The sequence below is a fragment of the Massilimicrobiota sp. An105 genome, assembly GCF_002161155.1.
Lineage (GTDB): Bacteria > Bacillota_I > Bacilli_A > Erysipelotrichales > Coprobacillaceae > Allocoprobacillus > Allocoprobacillus merdigallinarum.
Window position 1 is genome coordinate 87,878 of the sequence record NZ_NFLY01000001.1, and the last position, 17,355, is coordinate 105,232.

Here is a 17,355-nt window from a genome sequence, read left to right on the forward strand (position 1 = left end):
CTTTCGTAATATTCTATTCGACACCCACGATAAATGAATAAACCGGTTGTTTTCCATTTACACATTCGATTTCAGCTTCAAAGTGATCTTCAACATAACTTTCAATATCTTCAACTTCGTCTTCAGTTACATCTTCACCATAAATTAAAGTAATAATTTCTGAATCTTCATCAACCAATCCATTTAAAGTTTCTTTTAAAGCTTCTACTTTATTTGGAACACAGGCAATAATCTCTTTTTCACATAATGCCATATATTGATTAGCCTTAATATCCACACCATCAATATTTGTATCTTTAATCGCAAAAGTCACTTGTCCTGTTTTCACATTTGCAATAGCTTCATTCATTTCATTTAAATTGTCTTCTAAAGACACTTCTGGATTAAACATAATACATGCTGATAAACCTTGTGGAATTGTTTTAGAAGGAATCACATGAACATCTACTTCATCTTCTAAAATAATAGCTGCCTGTTGTGCTGTCATCACAATGTTTGAGTTATTTGGTAATATAATGACATGTTTTGCATTAACATCACGAATAGCTTGAACGATATCTTCAGCAGAAGGATTCATTGTTTGTCCACCACTGACAACATAATCACAATGCAATTCTAAGAACATATCTTTAATACCGTCACCAGCAGCCACACTAATAATAGACACATCCTTAGGTTCTTCCTTTGGTGCTGTTAATGTAGCTTTTGCATTAGCAGCAGGTGTACTATTAGCTTCTAAAATAGAATTATGCTGTTCTTGCATATTTTCAATCTTTAATTTAATAAACTCACCATATCTTTGTGCCACATTTAAAGCATTTCCTGGTTTTAATGTATGCACATGAACTTTCACGATATCTTCATCCTGAACAACAACAATACTATTACCAGGCAATCTTTCTAGTTCATTACGTAAATTTTCTTCTTTAAAAACTTTTATTTTTGCTGGATCCAATCTAAAAATAAATTCTGTACAATAACCATATGCATCTTCACTATCAGATTCAACATCAACAAGTGCTTCTTTTGCATTATCGTTATTAATATCTACACGTTCAATTTCTTCACCAGCTAAAGCAGCCATAAACCCTGTTAAAATCAATAATAGACCAGCACCACCACTATCAACAACACCAACTTCTTTTAATACAGGTAAAAGTTCTGGTGTTCTTTCCAATGATTCTTCAGCTTCTTTTACAAAGTAAGAAAAAACATCTTCGATTTCCATACCAGGTTTTGCATATTTTACAACAGCTTCACTTGATTCTCTTATGACAGTTAAAATTGTACCTTCAACAGGACGCATAACAGCTTTATAAGCTACTTTTGCTCCATTTTGTAAAGCTTGTGCTAATTCTACAGCATCCACTTGAGATTTTCCCTCAAAAGCCATAGAAATACCTCTAAAGATCTGTGATAAAATAACACCAGAGTTTCCCCTTGCTCCCATCAATAAACCTTTAGATAATTTTTTTGAAATTTCATATATATCGTTAGAATCTAACTTTTCAATCTCATCTGCCCCAGAACTAAATGTTAAAGACATATTTGTACCTGTATCTCCATCAGGCACAGGAAAAACATTTAGTGCATCAATTTCTGGATGATTATTATGCAAAACAGTCGCACCTGTTATAACCATCTCTTTAAACTGTTTACCATCAATGATTCTCATGTTAACCCTCCACTAATCTGTTACACGAATGCTTTGTACAAAAACATTCACTGCTTCAATATCAATATCTAAAGTTGTTTCTAAAACATATTTCACTTTCTTTTGAACTTCATAAACAACCTCAGAAATTTTGACACCATATCCAACGATAATATAGACATTTAAAATGATTCCTGTTTCCCCATCTTCTACGACAATCCCTTTAGCATAATTATCTTTACCTAAAAGATCATAAAAACCATCTTTCATAATCTTTTGGCTTGCCATTCCAACAACTCCATAGCATTCAGTTGCAGCACCCCCAGTAATGCTAGCAACGACATCTAATGAAAGATGAATATCTCCTAAATCAGTTGTTTTTGTTATCATAACTATTCCTCCGTTCTTATCATAAATTCATAAATAGTTAACTATATTATATCTTATTTTTAAATTGTTGACAATTATTTCATAACAATGCATACGCATTATAACCCACTTATATTATCTTGTAAATAAAATTTAAAAAAATATTGAAATATTCATATTTTTCATATATTATATTTACGTTCAAATACAAAATATTTTTTATGTTTATATAAAAAAGTATTTGCATTTTCATTTTATTAATGATATTATACTTAGGTATGTGAATGACACTTTGTAAAGGATGGTGAATATAATGGCTAGAAAATGTGAAGTGAGCGGAAAAGGACCTATGTCTGGTAATTCTCGTTCTCATGCATTAAATGCAACTAAGAGAAAATGGAATGTTAACTTACAAAAAGCTACTATTTTAGTCAATGGTAAACCAAAAAAAGTAAAAATTTCAGCAAGAGAATTAAGAACTCTTAGAAAAAGTGCTTAATGATAAAGATTGCATCCTTCCTGGATGCTTTTTTTATGCCCTTTTATTCAATCATTATACCCTATCATATGAAAAAAGAAGATAACAAATTCATGCTATCTTCTAAAACCTTTTTTGAATTGATCAAAGATTGATTCTTTTTTTGCGGCTTTTTTTAACTTATGATAAAGATCTTTTTCTTCACGAGATAATTTTGTAGGAATCTTAACATCAATTTTAACAAATTGATCTCCATAATTATCACTACGTAAATCCTTCACACCTTTACCCTTTAAACGTAATGTTGTACCTGGTTGTGTTCCTTCTGGAACTTTTAATGTCACATCACCATAAACCGTTGGGACATCTACTTCACAACCTAGAGTGGCATCAACTGCTGAAATTGGAATAGAAATATAAATGTTTCTACCATCACGCTGGAAGTGTTGATGTGGTTTGACATAGATTTCAACATATAAATCACCATTAGGTCCACCATTTGTACCACGACGTCCTTTACCTTGAACACGTAACTGTTGGTGTGTATTAATACCAGCTGGTATATTTAATTCAACTGTTATATTTTTATTGACATATCCATTACCATGACAGTGAGGACATTTTTCTTTAACCACTTTACCTGTACCATGGCAATCAGGACATGTTGTCTGATTTACAAATGTTCCAAAAGGCGAACGTTGTTGTGTACGAATCGTACCTGTTCCACCACATCTAGAACATGTCTGATAATCGTTAGGTGTTTTCGCACCAGTTCCATGACAATGTGAACATTGTTCATCATAATTGATTTTAATTTCTGCCTTCTTACCTTTAATAGCATCCATAAAATCAATTTCTAATTGAACAAAGCGGTCTTCACCACGCATAGGTCCACTTTTTCTTTGACGTGATCCTCCACCACCAAAGAATGAACCAAAAATATCTCCTAAGTCAACATCTTCAAAGCCACCAAATCCGCCAAAGCCTCCGGCTCCTCCACCGAATCCACCAGCTTGATCAAATGCAGCATGACCATAACGATCGTAGGCAGCTTTTTTATTGTCATCAGATAAAACATCATAGGCTTCCTGAACTTCTTTAAACTTTTCTTCTGCTCCAGGTTCCTTATTGACATCAGGGTGATATTTTTTAGCCATTTTACGATATGCTCTTTTTATTTCATCAGCACTGGCACTCTTTGATATACCTAGCACTTCATAATAATCTCTTTTTTCAGCCATAATCTCACCTCTTGACTAGATAAAACCAAGGCAAAGCCTTGGCTTTATTTTAATTTTTTTCTGTAAAATCTGCATCAACAACATCATCATCTTGAGTTGCTGTATTTGAAGCATCACCTGTTGGATTAGCTCCTTGTTGTGATTGTTGATATTGATATGCTGCCATTTGTTGAGCAACTTGTTCTAATTCACTCATTTTTGCTTCAAGTGTAGCCATATCGTTAGCATCTAATGCTTTCTTTAATTCATCTCTTAAAGCAGTAGCTTGAGCTTTTTGATTATCATCAATCTTATCACCTTGTTCAGCTAAAGCTTTATCGATTTCATTAATCATTTGTTCAGCTTTATTTCTTGTTTCAATATCTTTACGTTTCTTTTCGTCATCAGCTTTATTTGCTTCAGCTTCTTTAACCATTCTATCAATTTCTTCATCACTTAAACCAGTTGAGTTTTGAATAGTGATAGATTGTTCTTTTTGTGTTTTCATATCTTTTGCTTTAACATTAACAATACCGTTAACATCAATGCTGAAAGTTACTTCAATTTGAGGTACTCCTCTAGGTGCAGGTTCAATACCATCTAATTTAAATAAACCTAATTGTTTATTATCTTTAGCCATTGTTCTTTCACCTTGTAATACGTTGATATCAACAGCAGGTTGATTATCAGCAGCAGTAGAGAAGATTTGTGATTTAGTTGTTGGGATAGTTGTATTTCTTTCAATTAAGACAGTCATAACTCCACCCATTGTTTCAATACCTAATGATAATGGTGTTACATCTAGTAAGACAATGTCTTTAACATCTCCAGCAATAACTCCACCTTGGATTGCAGCACCCATAGAAACAACTTCATCAGGGTTTACTGATTTGTTAGGTTCTTTTCCAAGTAATCTCTTTACTGATTCTTGAACTGCAATAATACGTGTAGATCCACCAACTAATAAAACTTGATCAATATCACTTGGAGACATACCTGCATCGCTTAATGCTTGTCTTACAGGTCCTTCTGTACGCATAACTAAATCATGTGTTAATTCATCAAATTTAGCTCTTGTTAGTGTTAATTCAAGATGTAATGGACCAGCTGGACCAGCCGAAATGAATGGTAATGAAATTTGAGTTTGCATCATACCAGAAACATCTTTTTTCGCTTTTTCTGCAGCTTCTTTTACACGTTGCATAGCCATTTTATCGTTACTTAAGTCAACACCTTGTTCTTTTTTGAATTCAGCAACAATCCAGTTCATGATAGCTTGGTCAAAGTCATCTCCACCTAAATGGTTATCACCAGCAGTAGCTAAAACTTCAAACATACCATCAGCTAAATCAAGGATAGAAACGTCAAATGTTCCTCCACCTAAGTCATAAACTAAAACTTTTTGTTCTTTATCTAATTTATCAACACCAAATGCTAATGCTGCTGCAGTTGGTTCGTTGATAATACGTTCAACTTCTAATCCAGCAATTTTACCAGCATCTTTTGTTGCCTGACGTTGAGCATCATTGAAATATGCAGGTACTGTAATAACAGCACGATTAACTGATTCACCTAAATAAGATTCAGCAGTTGCTTTTAAGTTTTGTAAAATCATAGCTGAAATTTCTTGAGGTGTATAATCTTTACCATTAACATGTTCTTTATAATTTGTACCCATATGTCTTTTAATTGACATAACAGTTTCTTTGTTTGTAACTGCTTGACGTTTAGCAGCTTCACCAACAATAATTTCTCCATTTTTGAAAGCAACAACAGATGGAGTTGTTCTTAATCCTTCAGGATTTGCAATAACTTTTGCTTCACCATTTTCCATCACACTTACACATGAGTTTGTTGTTCCTAAATCAATACCAATAATTTTATTACCCATAATGATCATCCTCCTAAAATTTATTCATTGACTTTGACTAAAGATGCACGAATAACGCGATCTTTCAATTTGTAACCTTTTTGAAGTTCTTCTACAACAACATTGTGATCAAAATTTTCATCTTGTGTTGTCATTACTGCCTGATGTAGATTTGGATCAAATTCTTTACCTTGAGCTTCAATCACTTCTACACCATTTTTCTTTAAAATGTTCATCAACTGATCAAAGATCATCTGATAACCTTTCAAGAAAGTTTGAACTTCTTCACTTGGATTTTGCACATTCAACGAACGTTCAAAATTATCCACTACTGGAAGCAATTCTTCAATAAATGACTGCATCATAAATTTTAATGAATTTTGATGTTCTTTTTCTAAACGTCTTTTTAAGTTTTCCATATCTGCAAAAACTTTATAATAATCCGTTTTCCATGTATTGACTTCTTCTTCCAATTTTTTCATTTGCTTTTCTAAGCTTTCTGTTGTATTCTCATCTTGCTTTTCTTCATTTTCATTTGTTTGTTCATCTACAACTTCTTCTGTCACTTCTTCTTTTTCAGTTTCCTTTTCCTTTGCCATTGTTTCACCTCTATTCATCATCTTCATCATTTTGACTTACAAGAACTTCTTCTAAGCTCTTTGAAATATACTCAACTAAAGAAACGACTTTCTCATAAGGCATACGCGTTGGCCCAATGACTGAAATAGATCCTTTAGACTCATTCCCTGTTTTAAACGAAGCTGAAATCACCGAAACATCATTTAAATCCTTTATTGGTGAATCACTTCCAATTCTGACCGTTACACCATCTTCCAAAGCAATCGGTTCCAAACTTTTCCAAGATTGTGAATTTTCAAATGCAGTTACTAAACGACGTAATTTATTCACATCGTTATATTCTGGCTGATATAACATATTCTCTTTTCCAGAAAAATAAACATTGTTATTCGCAAACTTCATAAATGCTTCCAAGAAAGCATTGAATAGAACTTCATGTTCTTTAATACGAGCACTTAATATAGGTTTGACATTTCTTTCTAAACGATAAACGACTTGATTCATCGGTGTTCCATCAAGCAGTTCATTCATGACATTGACACAACTCGTTAAATCTTCCATATAAGCATTATTCGTAATATTGAAGTTTCGATTTTCGACATGTCCTTTATCTGTGACGATAATGGCTGTCACAGTATGTTCAGACAAAGGAACAAGCGTAATATTCTGTAAATGTTCATAAATTGCATTTGGTCCTAATGCGACTGTTGTCAAATGAGTCAATTGACTTAAAATTTGGCAACTCTCTTTAATAATTTCATTTAAAGAGCGATGTCGGTCTCCCAAAATTGTTGAAACCTGATTTTTCACCTCGTCATCTACACTAGGTTGCATCAAGGTATCGACATAAAAACGATATCCTTTTGTTGATGGGACACGCCCTGAAGACGTATGCGTCTTCTCTAAGTAACCGTGTTCTTCTAGAAACGACATTTCATTTCTAATTGTTGCACTCGAATAAGGAAGCTGATATTTCGTCATTAAGGTTTTTGATCCTACTGGCTCAGCCGTTTCCACAAATTCTTCAACAATACATTTTAAAATCAGTAATTGCCTAGCTGTCAGCATATCATAGCCTCCTTTAGCACTCCTTTTCCTCTTGTGCTAATTACATTATACTCATCTTTTTAGCACTGTCAACACTTTTGTGCTAAAAAAGAATGAAAAACAGGTCATCCCTGTTCATCTTCTAAAAAATCTATTAAAATATTATTAAGATAATCCATCCCTAAAGATGTTGTTTTTAAATATCCATTCGTTATTTCTAAAAAATTCATATTCTGATATTTGGTAATGACATCTTGATATTTCACTTGAAAATCAATATCAAATAATCTTTTCATTTCCTCAAGAGAAATCCCTTCATTCAAACGTAAACCCATCATGATTTTTTCAAACAAGCAATCCTCCATAGACAATGGAATATCATTTTCTAAATAATGATGATTCAAATAACGTGTCAAAGATTTTGTATTTTCATAACGATGATGTTTTTTTAACGAATGTGCAGAAAGACCAATCCCCTCATAATCCTGATAATGCCAGTATACAAGATTATGCAGCGATGGTTTATAACGATAATAATTACTCACTTCATATTGATGGAAACCATATTTTTTTAATTCTTGTCGTATAAAATGATACCACTTGGCATCTTCTTCATCATTCAAAGGCTGATAATTCATATTTTTCAAGATTGTATGATCCTCTAAAATCAACGCATAATAGGAAACATGTCCTATGTCTAATTGACATAATTGTTGAATATCTGCTTGAACATCTTCTAATGTCTGATCTGGTAAACCATACATCAAGTCAATATTAATATCTTGAAAGCCTATTGTTTGAGCATCTTTTATGAGTTCTAAAACTTGTTTAGAGGTATGAACTCTACCAATCTTTTTTAATAAATCATCACGAAAGGTCTGGACACCAATGCTTAAACGATTGACACCATTTTGAAAACAAAGCTCTAATTTTTCTTGATCCATTGTTTCTGGATTGACTTCAATACTATATTCTTGAACTTGTTTGGAAAAAGGTTTTAATAATTCAAATAAGTATTGAAGCTGCTGATAAGTAAGAGCAGTTGGTGTTCCACCACCAATATAGATACTATCATAAGATGTTGATAAAGCTTTATCTTTTATTTCAAAAGATAAAGCTTTTAAATAATCCCAGGCCCATTTTTCATCATAAAAGACTTTACAAAAATCACAATAACTACAAATATGCTGACAAAATGGAACATGAACATATAAAGCACTCATGATAAACCAAATTCTTTCGCCAATCCACCTAGAGAGGTTTCTTTATAATCACTAGATAAATCTTTACCCGTTTCTTTCATGACTTTGACAATAGTATCAAAAGACACTTTGTTTTTTCTTAAATAACCTAACTGTTTAGCTAACATTGCTGCATCTAATGCACGTAATGATCCATATCCATTACGCTCAATACATGGAATTTGAACATAACCACCTACAGGATCACAAGTCAATCCTAGATTGTGTTCTAATCCCATTTCAGCAGCATACTCTATTAACGAATTATTAAGTTCATATATCCAAGCCATTGTAGCAGCCGCCATTGCACAGGCCGTTCCTACTTCTGCCTGACAACCACCATCAGCGCCAGAAATTGTACCATTTGTTTTAACAACATTACCAAATAAACCGCCAATAGCTAAAGCTTTAATCAAATCTTTCTTTTCAATATGTAATTGCTTATAACAATAATAAAGAATAGCTGGCATAATACCACTCGCCCCACATGTTGGTGCTGTCACAATCTGTCCACCATCAGCATTTTCTTCTGACACAGCATAAGCATAACTAGAAATAAATAATCTTTCACGATCAGCTTCACGTCGCGTATTTTGTGCCTGTTGAAACATTGATTTTGCTACTCTTTTTAATTTTAGCTTTCCTTGAATGACTCCTTCTTTTTTCAAACCATTTTCAACACTTTCAAACATAGCTTCCAATATATCAGAAAGAAAATGATCAAAATCTTCGCCTTCATTTTCTAAAACATAATCATATAAAGAAATACCATGAACATCTACATAGTCAAGTATTTCTTTCATTGTATTTTGTTGATATACCTGAACTGGATCTTGAGCCAAATCTCCTTTAAATAGGATGGAACCACCACCAATAGAATAAACTTCTACCGTTTTCATTTCTACATCATCCTTATAAACATGAACAATCATGCCATTAGGATGAAAAGGTAATTCTTCACTTTTAAAAGAAAATTGAACAGGTTTTGGCGCAAAAGTCTTTTCAATTATATAATCAGTTAAATGTCCCTTCCCTGTTAAAGCCAATGAACCATGTAAATCAACATGAAAATGTGTGGCTTCAGGATACATTTCACTTATTTTTAAGGCTGCCCTTTGAGGGCCCATCGTATGTGATGAAGAGGGCCCAACACCAATTTTAAATAATTCTCTCATTGATTCCATTTTCCATTTCCTCCCATTCGCATTAAAAAGAGTTCTAAACCCTTGTATTTATCAATTTTTCCTGTTTTTATCGCAATATCAAGTTGTGATAATTCATCAATACAAACCAATAATTCTTTCAAATCAAAATTTCGACTATCTCGTCTAATATACCACAAACGGCCAGATTTAATAGATAACATTTGGGCTATCTCTTTATCATTATAGCCTTTTCTATCCAACAATTTCACCTGATATAATAAACGCATAGCATTTCCAATCAAAACAATCAATTTCACTGGTTCTTCATTATTCATAATAAGATCTTTATAGATACGAAAACTTCTCGCTGTTTCCTTATTTAAAATAGCTTGAGTTAATTCAAACACATTTTCTTCAATCTGTTTACTCACTAATAAATCAACTGTCTGTGTTGTAATATGCTTTGTATATAAACAAAGTTTTTGAACTTCCTGAGAAATTTCTAATAAATTATTTGGCATACGTGATAAAAACAACCTTAAAGCTTCTTCATCAATCTCACAGCCACGACTTTTAATAGCCTGATGTGTGGCTTTATATAATTGATGTTCATCCATTTTTTCAATATCATAAAAATGAGCATTTTTACGCAACTCTTTAACAACTTTTTTTCTTTCATCAAAATTTCTTTGATCATGATAGATGACAAGAACTGTAGTAGGATTGTCTAGTTTTAAATAATCCATCAATTTTTGAATATCTTCATCACTTGCTATTTTTTGTTTTTGCGTTGTCAAAAAAACGGGGTTTTTCACAACAATCATTTTATACTCACTTAAAAAAGGTGGTGTTAAAGCATCTTCTATGATAGATGATAACGGTGTGTCCTGACACCAATATGTCACAATATTCATATCATCTTCCTGAATATGATATTTTTTCTTTAATGTCTTCAATCTTTGTTCCATTAATAATTTATCTTCACCATAAATAACAAAATTCATAGAATCACCCCACGCCTATCATTATACATGAATCACCTTAAAATGTAACGCTCTTTTCCATAAAATCGAATATGAAACATCCCATCTTGATCAGTACGTAAAATTGTGATTCCTTTTCTTTGCAATCGTTCAATCACTTCTAATGATGGATGATGATACATATTATCCTTCTTGACACCAATCATTGCAATTTCAGGATGAATTTGTGATAAAAAAGTGGCTGATGTAGCCGTTGCACTTCCATGATGAGATACTTTAAGAACATCAACATCTAAGTCTTGAAGCTGTTTTTCAACATCCTTTTCAACAGCAACAGAAGCATCCCCCATAAACAGGATATTCATAGCTGGTAAAGTCACATACATGAGTAAAGACTGGTCATTTGAATCACTATAAATTTTGTCACTTTTTAACATTTGAATATGAGCACATCCAATTTGTCGACTCTCTTCAAAACTATCAATCACTTGTCCAACTGAAAAATGTTCCAGCAAAGAATCTAATGCTCCACAATGATCAAAATCATCATGAGAAATATAAACATAATCTAAATGTGAAATTCCAACTGACTTTAAATAGGGAATAATTGTTTGTGTAGCCAAATCATATTCCTGATGCCCTCCAGTATCAATTAAAATATGCCCCTGATTCATTGGTAAACGAATCAAAGTACAATCTCCTTGTCCAACATCAATCATTGTCACTTCTCCATAAATCTTATATTGACTCCATACATTTAACACCAGCATTAATGAAACTAAAGCACATATATCATGGCGATAGCGATGCTGGAGCTCCTGACGTAATAAAAGTCGAAAATAAAAGAAATAAAACAAGATAAGCCATGCTAATGTAGGTTTTGAAAAAACAATAAAATGATTGATTGTTTCTAAAAATGATAAAATACTTTGAAAAACACTTACATAATATTTTAAAATAATTTCTAAAGCAGGAAAAATAATTGAAAAAATACATAAACTATAAAAATATTCAATAAAAAGATTCAAAATATCACTAACAAAAAAAGCAATCAGTGGAATTTGAGCATTAAGTGTGAGAATAATAGGTAAAGAAGATAAATAAATCCAAAATGAAGAATAACGCATATGTTGTGTCAATAAAACAATAAAATAAACAAAATAAGAAAAAACAAAAGAAATATTAAAAATGATATAAGGATTATAAAATAAAGATGCCATAATCAAAATAGCAAAAACATCTAATTTATTCAGCCACTTTTTCAATAAATCATACAACAATAAAACAAAAAAAGCACGATATAAAGACACAAGCATTGGGATAGAAAAAATATAAAAACCAATCAATAAATAGGTTATCAATCGAGACAAAGAACGTGGTAAAAATAAACCAAGAACATTTTTGATGAGAGCATACAAAATATGAATATGCATACCTGATAAAGCAAACATATGGACTAAAGATAAATCTGTCAAAACCTGATAATCATCATGAATACTTTCATTTCTTTCACCTAAAATAAATAATTTCTGATAATCATTTATATCCTGATGGTCTGATAAACGCTGTTCCAGCCAGTGATAAAATGTAGGATGATGCTGTTGCTTGAGTAATGTCTGTAAATAAGCTTTATGAAAAATCTTTTGTCCATAAAGATAATCTTTTTCACAGAAAGCATAATCATTTGTATTTTCATAAAGCTCTAGTGGTGCAACTTTTGCTTTAATCACATCACCATATTCAATAGCTTCCTGATGATAAAGCTTAACGGTTCCTATATCTGTTTTCAAATAACAATATTTTTCACTTGCTTTGACGACTTCACCTTCAATCACTGAAGGTAATTGTAAAATATAATGTGGCTGTAAATAAAAAATGATACATAAAAGTATCATCAAACATAAATGATATAAAGATAATCGTCGATAAACAAAAATAGCATAAACCCCTAATAACAAATAAAAAAGTGGATGAAGAACTTTTCCCAATGTCAGACATAGAAGTCCTAATGCATAATAGAAACAATGATATCTTATAAGCATAGATGTTCCCTAAGCCTTAAATATGTTTTTTCTCCAATTCCACTGATATTCATAATATCCTCAATTGTTTCAAAAGGATGTTGTTGACGATAATCAATAATTTTTAACGCTGTTTTTTCGCCTACTCCCTGCAAACTCATAAGTTCCTCTTGGCAAGCATTATTTAAAGAAATCGCATGCTCTTGTTGGGGTGGTATATATAAACGACTTTCATCTTCAACAATCTTATCACCCTTTACAGAATTTAAATTAGCCTGATCAGAAACACCAACCTCATCAATAATATCCTGAATTGTTTTTTCACCTTCAAATTCATACTTTCCTGTTTTTAAAAATTCCCCTTCTAAAATAACATAAGACAAAGAAATCGTCTCTTCTTTTTGAACATCTGGTTTTTGAAAATCATATACAATAGAACATATCATTAAAATAATCAGACCTAACACTTGATATTTCTTTTTCATAAATACCTCCTCAAATAAAAAAAGAATCCTAAGATTCTTTTAAAATGTGAAAATGCTGATATGCTAATTCAGTAACAACACGCCCTCTAGGCGTTCTTTTAATCAATCCTGTCTGCAATAAATAAGGTTCATAAACATCTTCTAAAGTCAATGGTTCTTCACCAATGCTTGCAGCAATAGCCTCTAAGCCAACTGGCCCACCACGAAAACGTTGAATAATACCTAATAGATATTTATGATCAACATCATCTAAACCTAATTCATCTACTTTTAACGATTGTAAAGCTTCCACTGTTCTTTCTTTTGTAATAACATCATCACCATTATATTGGGCAAAATCTCTCACTCGTCTAAATAAACGATTGGCAATTCTTGGTGTTCCACGTGATCTTTTGGCTAATTCAATTTTAGCTTCATCATCCATTTCAATATGATAAACCTGGCTGGTACGATTAATAATAGATGTTAATTCTTCAACATTGTAATATTCAAGTTTAGAAACAATACCAAAACGATCTCTTAATGGTGCTGATAAATCACCAGCACGTGTTGTCGCTCCAACAAGTGTAAAAGGTGGCAAATCAATACGAATAGAACGTGTTGAAGCTTCTTTTCCAATAACAACATCTACATAGAAATCTTCCATTGCTGGATATAAAATTTCTTCTACTACTTTATTCAAACGATGAATTTCATCAATAAATAAGACATCTCCAGGTTCAAGCGAAGTTAAAATAGCAACCAAATCACCAGTTTTTTCAATACTTGGTCCAGTTGTTGCTTTTAAATGCGTTCCCATTTCATTAGCAATAATCATGGACATAGTTGTTTTTCCTAAACCAGGTGGCCCATACAATAAAACATGATCCAATGTTTCATTTCTTAGTTTAGCCGCCCCAACAAAAACTTTTAAATTCTTCTTCAAATGACTTTGTCCAATATATTCATCAAAAGATTGAGGTCTTAATTGATTTTCTTCATCTTCTATATGTTCATTGATATCTAAAACATCATGATTTAAATCCATAGTCACCCTCCTATATCTTGACTAATAAACCTAGAGCTTTTTTTACATACCCATTTGTATCTAGCGATTCATGAGAAAGTGTATTCATCACACGATCAACATCCTGACGTTTATATCCTAAAGCTATCAAAACTTCTACAGCTTCATCAAATTCTACTGATGTTAAAACAATTTGTGATGATGGCATATCAAATTTGCCTTGTAAATCTAATACAATCTGTTGAGCGGCCTTAGGTCCAATACCTGGGATTTTTCTTAAATAGGTAATATTTTTGGATTCAATTGCTGAAATAATTGCTTGAACATCACCAGTAGCTAAAATACCAATAGCCGTTTTACAACCAATTCCCTTGACAAGTATCAACTTCAAAAATAAATCTTTTTCTTCTTTGGTTAAAAAACCAAACAGAATAATACCATCTTCTCTGACCTGCTGATACACATAAACTAAAGTTTCTTTTCCTTTTGTAAACTGATAAGGATTAGAAACATAAATCAAATAACCAATTCCTTGATTATCTACCACGATATGATCTTTACACATATCGACAATAACACCTTTAATATAACTATACATGTGACAACTCCCATTTCATAATATCCACATCATTATAGCACACTTTTAACATAAATAAAAAAATGAGAAGCAAATTTCTCATTTTTTCATCTATTATAGAATTGGTCTATTCATAAAACTCAAATTCAAAATCTAAAATTGAAACTGTGTCTCCAGCTTGAACACCTGCCACACGCAAAGCATCATCCAAACCAATATTACGCATTTTCTGTGCAAAACGTTTGACACCATCATCGCTACCAAGCGATGCCATTTGAACAATTTTTTCCACTCTTTCACCAGTAACGTGCCATTGCCCATTACCCATATTATGAATTTCAAATCCAATTTCATCTGGTTTTTCATATGTATAGAGAACACTGTTTTCTGTTTCTTCCTCTTCACTGGCAAATGATGGTGTACGATCCAATAAGTCCGCAATTGCATAAAGAACCATATCTACACCTTCTTGAATCAAAGCAATAACAGGAAAAACAGGAATATCTTCATTCAATTGAGCTTTAAAACGTTCAAGATTTTCCTCAGCTGCAGGTTCATCCATCTTATTAGCAACAATGATTTGTGGTCTATCTAATAAACGATATTTATATTCACCAAGCTCTTTATTAATAGCCAAATAATCTTCATAAGGATCACGACCTTCAGTACCACCCATATCAATAACATGAACAATAACACGACATCTTTCAATATGACGTAAGAACTGATGCCCTAATCCTTTTCCTTGACTGGCTCCTTCAATTAAACCTGGTAAATCAGCCATAACAAATGAACGTCCATCTTTAGATTGAGCCACTCCTAAATTAGGAACAATTGTTGTGAAATGATAATCAGCAATCTCTGGCTTTGCACGTGTTACAACTGATAATAACGTTGATTTCCCCACTGATGGGAATCCAACCAACCCAACATCCGCAAGTAATTTTAATTCACAAATCAAATTATATTTTTCACCAGGTTCTCCGCGTTCGCAAATAGTTGGAGCAGGATTACGACTTGTTGCGAATCGTGCATTTCCACGTCCACCACGTCCACCTTTAGCAATCACCGCTCTTTGTTTATCATGAGTTAAATCGGCCAAAACACGTCCACTATCTTCATCATAAATGACAGTTCCAACAGGAACTTTTAAAATCATATCAGCACCATCTGCACCATGCATCTTTTTAGCCATTCCCTGACCACCACTTTTTGCTTTATATTCACGATGATATCTAAAGTCTAATAGAGTGGAAAGTGATGTTGTAGCTTCAAAAATAATGCTACCACCTTTTCCACCATCACCTCCAGCAGGTCCCCCTTTAGGTACATAGGCTTCACGACGAAAGGCCACAACACCGTCGCCACCTTTACCTGCTTCAACATAAATATGTACTTTATCAATAAACTTCATCTTTTCACCTTCTTTACCGTCTTTTTCAAAAAAAGAACCCCATATAAGGGGTTCCTATTAAGCAGCTGGATAAACAGAAACTTTTTTTCTTGTTCTTCCGTCTCTTTCAAATTTCACAACACCATCTACTTTTGCAAATAAAGTGTCATCTCCACCTTTTCCAACATTTACACCTGGATGGATTTTAGTTCCTCTTTGTCTGTAAATGATAGAACCAGCAGTACAGAATTGCCCATCAGATAATTTAGCTCCTAATCTTTTTGATTCAGAATCACGACCATTTTTTGTTGAACCAACACCTTTTTTAGAAGCGAATAATTGTAAATCTAACTTAAACATCATGGTTTCATACCTCCATCTTTTTGATTTTCATGTATTTTGAATAAGATTCTTCAATTGTTTCCAGCATGACTTCAAATGTCCCTAGCACCACTTGAATCTGCTCATTCGTATGTTGAACCTTAATATCAATATATCCATCATTAATCTCAATCGTACCTAACTCTTGTGATAAAAACTGATAATGCACCAATGCATTTGCAATTCCTATGCAAGCAGTACTTACTCCAGCACATACTAAATCTTTGCCATATTCAGCACTTTGAGCATGTCCAGAAACCGTTATTTGAATAATGGATTGTTTATGCTTTTTAATAACAGCTTCAATCATTATTCAGCAGCTTCTGCAGTTTCGCTTTTTGGAGCTGCTTTTTTAGCAGTTTTTTTAATATCTTTGATCACTAATTTTGTATAAGGTTGTCTATGACCTTGTTTTTTATGATAATGCTTTTTAGGATTATATTTATAGATTAAAACTTTCTTTTCTTTACCTTGTTTTTCAACTTGAGCAGTAACAGTAGCTCCTTTAATATAAGGATTACCGATTTTATTTGTTTTATCTCCAATAAATAAAACTTTATCTAAAACAACTTCTTCTCCTTCAGCAACATCTAATTTTTCAACAAAAATAGAATCTCCAACTTCAACTTTTAATTGTTTTCCACCAGTTTCAATAATTGCGTACATGATGTACCTCCTTCTTTTTATAATAATCTCAGACTCGCCAATCAAGGCAGCTAAGCTTTAATACCTTGTATGTGCGGTTGTAGCTAGAGGTCTACAACATTTGTATATTATCATTTTATCATCTTATCGTCAACATTTTTTTCAAATATTCTCACTTCTTAATGATTTTGTTGATTTCTTGGATGTGAGTGATCATAAATTTCTTTTAAATGCTGTTTTGTAATGTGTGTATAAACCTGT

At 32.5% G+C, this 17,355-nt stretch carries 18 protein-coding genes and 1 other annotated feature; of the genes, 1 reads left to right on the plus strand and 17 read right to left on the minus strand.

The features are described 5' to 3' along the window. Positions 1–13: 13 nt before the first annotated feature. Both B5E48_RS00500 and B5E48_RS00505 read right to left on the minus strand, forming a co-directional pair. Complete coding sequence (locus B5E48_RS00500) at positions 14–1,675, minus strand: DAK2 domain-containing protein (RefSeq protein ID WP_087297683.1); 1,662 nt, start codon at positions 1,673–1,675, stop codon at positions 14–16. Between the two features lie 12 nt (positions 1,676–1,687). Then, positions 1,688–2,044: an Asp23/Gls24 family envelope stress response protein gene (locus tag B5E48_RS00505; RefSeq protein ID WP_087242856.1), complete on the minus strand. Its 357-nt coding sequence runs from the start codon at positions 2,042–2,044 to the stop codon at positions 1,688–1,690. A gap of 292 nt (positions 2,045–2,336) precedes the next feature. Between B5E48_RS00505 and rpmB the strand changes: the two genes are divergently transcribed. After that, a complete protein-coding gene (gene rpmB / locus B5E48_RS00510) occupies positions 2,337–2,522 on the plus strand; it encodes a 50S ribosomal protein L28 (protein WP_087242858.1) in 186 nt (61 codons plus the stop codon). 95 nt (positions 2,523–2,617) lie between these two features. On the opposite strand, the gene dnaJ is transcribed toward rpmB, so the two are convergent. From dnaJ to rplU, 15 genes are all read right to left on the minus strand, one after another. After that, entirely contained in the window at positions 2,618–3,742 is a 1,125-nt protein-coding gene (gene dnaJ / locus B5E48_RS00515) for a molecular chaperone DnaJ (protein ID WP_087297684.1), read from the minus strand. Positions 3,743–3,791: 49 nt separating this feature from the next. Continuing rightward, positions 3,792–5,612 (minus strand): molecular chaperone DnaK, encoded by a 1,821-nt coding sequence (dnaK, locus tag B5E48_RS00520; protein ID WP_087297685.1) that lies wholly within the window; start codon positions 5,610–5,612, stop codon positions 3,792–3,794. A 20-nt stretch (positions 5,613–5,632) separates the two neighbouring features. Then, complete coding sequence (gene grpE, locus B5E48_RS00525) at positions 5,633–6,190, minus strand: nucleotide exchange factor GrpE (RefSeq protein ID WP_241146898.1); 558 nt, start codon at positions 6,188–6,190, stop codon at positions 5,633–5,635. Positions 6,191–6,200: 10 nt separating this feature from the next. After that, positions 6,201–7,238, minus strand: a complete 1,038-nt coding sequence (hrcA, locus tag B5E48_RS00530; protein ID WP_087303728.1) for a heat-inducible transcriptional repressor HrcA — start codon at positions 7,236–7,238, stop codon at positions 6,201–6,203. A 104-nt stretch (positions 7,239–7,342) separates the two neighbouring features. Then, on the minus strand, positions 7,343–8,440 hold the full coding sequence (gene hemW, locus B5E48_RS00535) for a radical SAM family heme chaperone HemW (RefSeq protein ID WP_087303729.1): 1,098 nt from the start codon (positions 8,438–8,440) through the stop codon (positions 7,343–7,345). Further along, the gene (locus tag B5E48_RS00540; protein ID WP_087297687.1) at positions 8,437–9,642 is read right to left on the minus strand and encodes an L-serine ammonia-lyase, iron-sulfur-dependent, subunit alpha; all 1,206 of its coding nucleotides are present in this window, start codon (positions 9,640–9,642) and stop codon (positions 8,437–8,439) included. The genes hemW and B5E48_RS00540 overlap by 4 nt, the downstream gene beginning before the upstream one ends. Beyond that, entirely contained in the window at positions 9,630–10,607 is a 978-nt protein-coding gene (holA, locus tag B5E48_RS00545) for a DNA polymerase III subunit delta (RefSeq protein ID WP_087303730.1), read from the minus strand. The genes B5E48_RS00540 and holA overlap by 13 nt, the downstream gene beginning before the upstream one ends. A 32-nt stretch (positions 10,608–10,639) precedes the next feature. Next, positions 10,640–12,628 carry a DNA internalization-related competence protein ComEC/Rec2 gene (locus B5E48_RS00550; protein ID WP_087303731.1) on the minus strand — a complete coding sequence of 663 codons (1,989 nt, stop codon included), beginning with the start codon at positions 12,626–12,628 and terminating at the stop codon, positions 10,640–10,642. After that, the gene (locus tag B5E48_RS00555) at positions 12,619–13,092 is read right to left on the minus strand and encodes a ComEA family DNA-binding protein (RefSeq protein ID WP_087297689.1); all 474 of its coding nucleotides are present in this window, start codon (positions 13,090–13,092) and stop codon (positions 12,619–12,621) included. The genes B5E48_RS00550 and B5E48_RS00555 overlap by 10 nt, the downstream gene beginning before the upstream one ends. Before the next feature lie 28 nt (positions 13,093–13,120). Then, positions 13,121–14,119, minus strand: coding sequence for a Holliday junction branch migration DNA helicase RuvB (gene ruvB, locus B5E48_RS00560; RefSeq protein ID WP_087242876.1), 999 nt, complete (start codon positions 14,117–14,119; stop codon positions 13,121–13,123). A 10-nt stretch (positions 14,120–14,129) separates the two neighbouring features. Then, positions 14,130–14,696 carry a Holliday junction branch migration protein RuvA gene (ruvA, locus tag B5E48_RS00565; RefSeq protein WP_087297691.1) on the minus strand — a complete coding sequence of 189 codons (567 nt, stop codon included), beginning with the start codon at positions 14,694–14,696 and terminating at the stop codon, positions 14,130–14,132. A 106-nt stretch (positions 14,697–14,802) separates the two neighbouring features. Continuing rightward, positions 14,803–16,089, minus strand: coding sequence for a GTPase ObgE (gene obgE / locus B5E48_RS00570; RefSeq protein ID WP_087242882.1), 1,287 nt, complete (start codon positions 16,087–16,089; stop codon positions 14,803–14,805). A 57-nt stretch (positions 16,090–16,146) separates the two neighbouring features. Further along, a complete protein-coding gene (gene rpmA, locus B5E48_RS00575; RefSeq protein ID WP_087242885.1) occupies positions 16,147–16,431 on the minus strand; it encodes a 50S ribosomal protein L27 in 285 nt (94 codons plus the stop codon). Positions 16,432–16,435: 4 nt separating this feature from the next. Then, positions 16,436–16,759: a ribosomal-processing cysteine protease Prp gene (locus B5E48_RS00580; protein ID WP_087242887.1), complete on the minus strand. Its 324-nt coding sequence runs from the start codon at positions 16,757–16,759 to the stop codon at positions 16,436–16,438. Then, entirely contained in the window at positions 16,759–17,115 is a 357-nt protein-coding gene (gene rplU / locus B5E48_RS00585; RefSeq protein WP_087303732.1) for a 50S ribosomal protein L21, read from the minus strand. Before rplU ends, B5E48_RS00580 begins: the two co-directional genes overlap by 1 nt. 20 nt (positions 17,116–17,135) lie before the next feature. Continuing rightward, positions 17,136–17,204: a sequence feature (ribosomal protein L21 leader region), on the minus strand. Positions 17,205–17,355 lie beyond the last annotated feature (151 nt).

What these genes read in the sequence shown, in the direction of transcription:
- B5E48_RS00500 (WP_087297683.1), bottom strand. Translation starts at nt 1,675, where the DNA reads ATGAGAATCATTGATGGTAAACAGTTTAAAGAGATGGTTATAACAGGT.
- B5E48_RS00505 (WP_087242856.1), bottom strand. Translation starts at nt 2,044, where the DNA reads ATGATAACAAAAACAACTGATTTAGGAGATATTCATCTTTCATTAGAT.
- rpmB (WP_087242858.1), top strand. Translation starts at nt 2,337, where the DNA reads ATGGCTAGAAAATGTGAAGTGAGCGGAAAAGGACCTATGTCTGGTAAT.
- dnaJ (WP_087297684.1), bottom strand. Translation starts at nt 3,742, where the DNA reads ATGGCTGAAAAAAGAGATTATTATGAAGTGCTAGGTATATCAAAGAGT.
- dnaK (WP_087297685.1), bottom strand. Translation starts at nt 5,612, where the DNA reads ATGGGTAATAAAATTATTGGTATTGATTTAGGAACAACAAACTCATGT.
- grpE (WP_241146898.1), bottom strand. Translation starts at nt 6,190, where the DNA reads ATGGCAAAGGAAAAGGAAACTGAAAAAGAAGAAGTGACAGAAGAAGTT.
- hrcA (WP_087303728.1), bottom strand. Translation starts at nt 7,238, where the DNA reads ATGCTGACAGCTAGGCAATTACTGATTTTAAAATGTATTGTTGAAGAA.
- hemW (WP_087303729.1), bottom strand. Translation starts at nt 8,440, where the DNA reads ATGAGTGCTTTATATGTTCATGTTCCATTTTGTCAGCATATTTGTAGT.
- B5E48_RS00540 (WP_087297687.1), bottom strand. Translation starts at nt 9,642, where the DNA reads ATGGAATCAATGAGAGAATTATTTAAAATTGGTGTTGGGCCCTCTTCA.
- holA (WP_087303730.1), bottom strand. Translation starts at nt 10,607, where the DNA reads ATGAATTTTGTTATTTATGGTGAAGATAAATTATTAATGGAACAAAGA.
- B5E48_RS00550 (WP_087303731.1), bottom strand. Translation starts at nt 12,628, where the DNA reads ATGCTTATAAGATATCATTGTTTCTATTATGCATTAGGACTTCTATGT.
- B5E48_RS00555 (WP_087297689.1), bottom strand. Translation starts at nt 13,092, where the DNA reads ATGAAAAAGAAATATCAAGTGTTAGGTCTGATTATTTTAATGATATGT.
- ruvB (WP_087242876.1), bottom strand. Translation starts at nt 14,119, where the DNA reads ATGGATTTAAATCATGATGTTTTAGATATCAATGAACATATAGAAGAT.
- ruvA (WP_087297691.1), bottom strand. Translation starts at nt 14,696, where the DNA reads ATGTATAGTTATATTAAAGGTGTTATTGTCGATATGTGTAAAGATCAT.
- obgE (WP_087242882.1), bottom strand. Translation starts at nt 16,089, where the DNA reads ATGAAGTTTATTGATAAAGTACATATTTATGTTGAAGCAGGTAAAGGT.
- rpmA (WP_087242885.1), bottom strand. Translation starts at nt 16,431, where the DNA reads ATGATGTTTAAGTTAGATTTACAATTATTCGCTTCTAAAAAAGGTGTT.
- B5E48_RS00580 (WP_087242887.1), bottom strand. Translation starts at nt 16,759, where the DNA reads ATGATTGAAGCTGTTATTAAAAAGCATAAACAATCCATTATTCAAATA.
- rplU (WP_087303732.1), bottom strand. Translation starts at nt 17,115, where the DNA reads ATGTACGCAATTATTGAAACTGGTGGAAAACAATTAAAAGTTGAAGTT.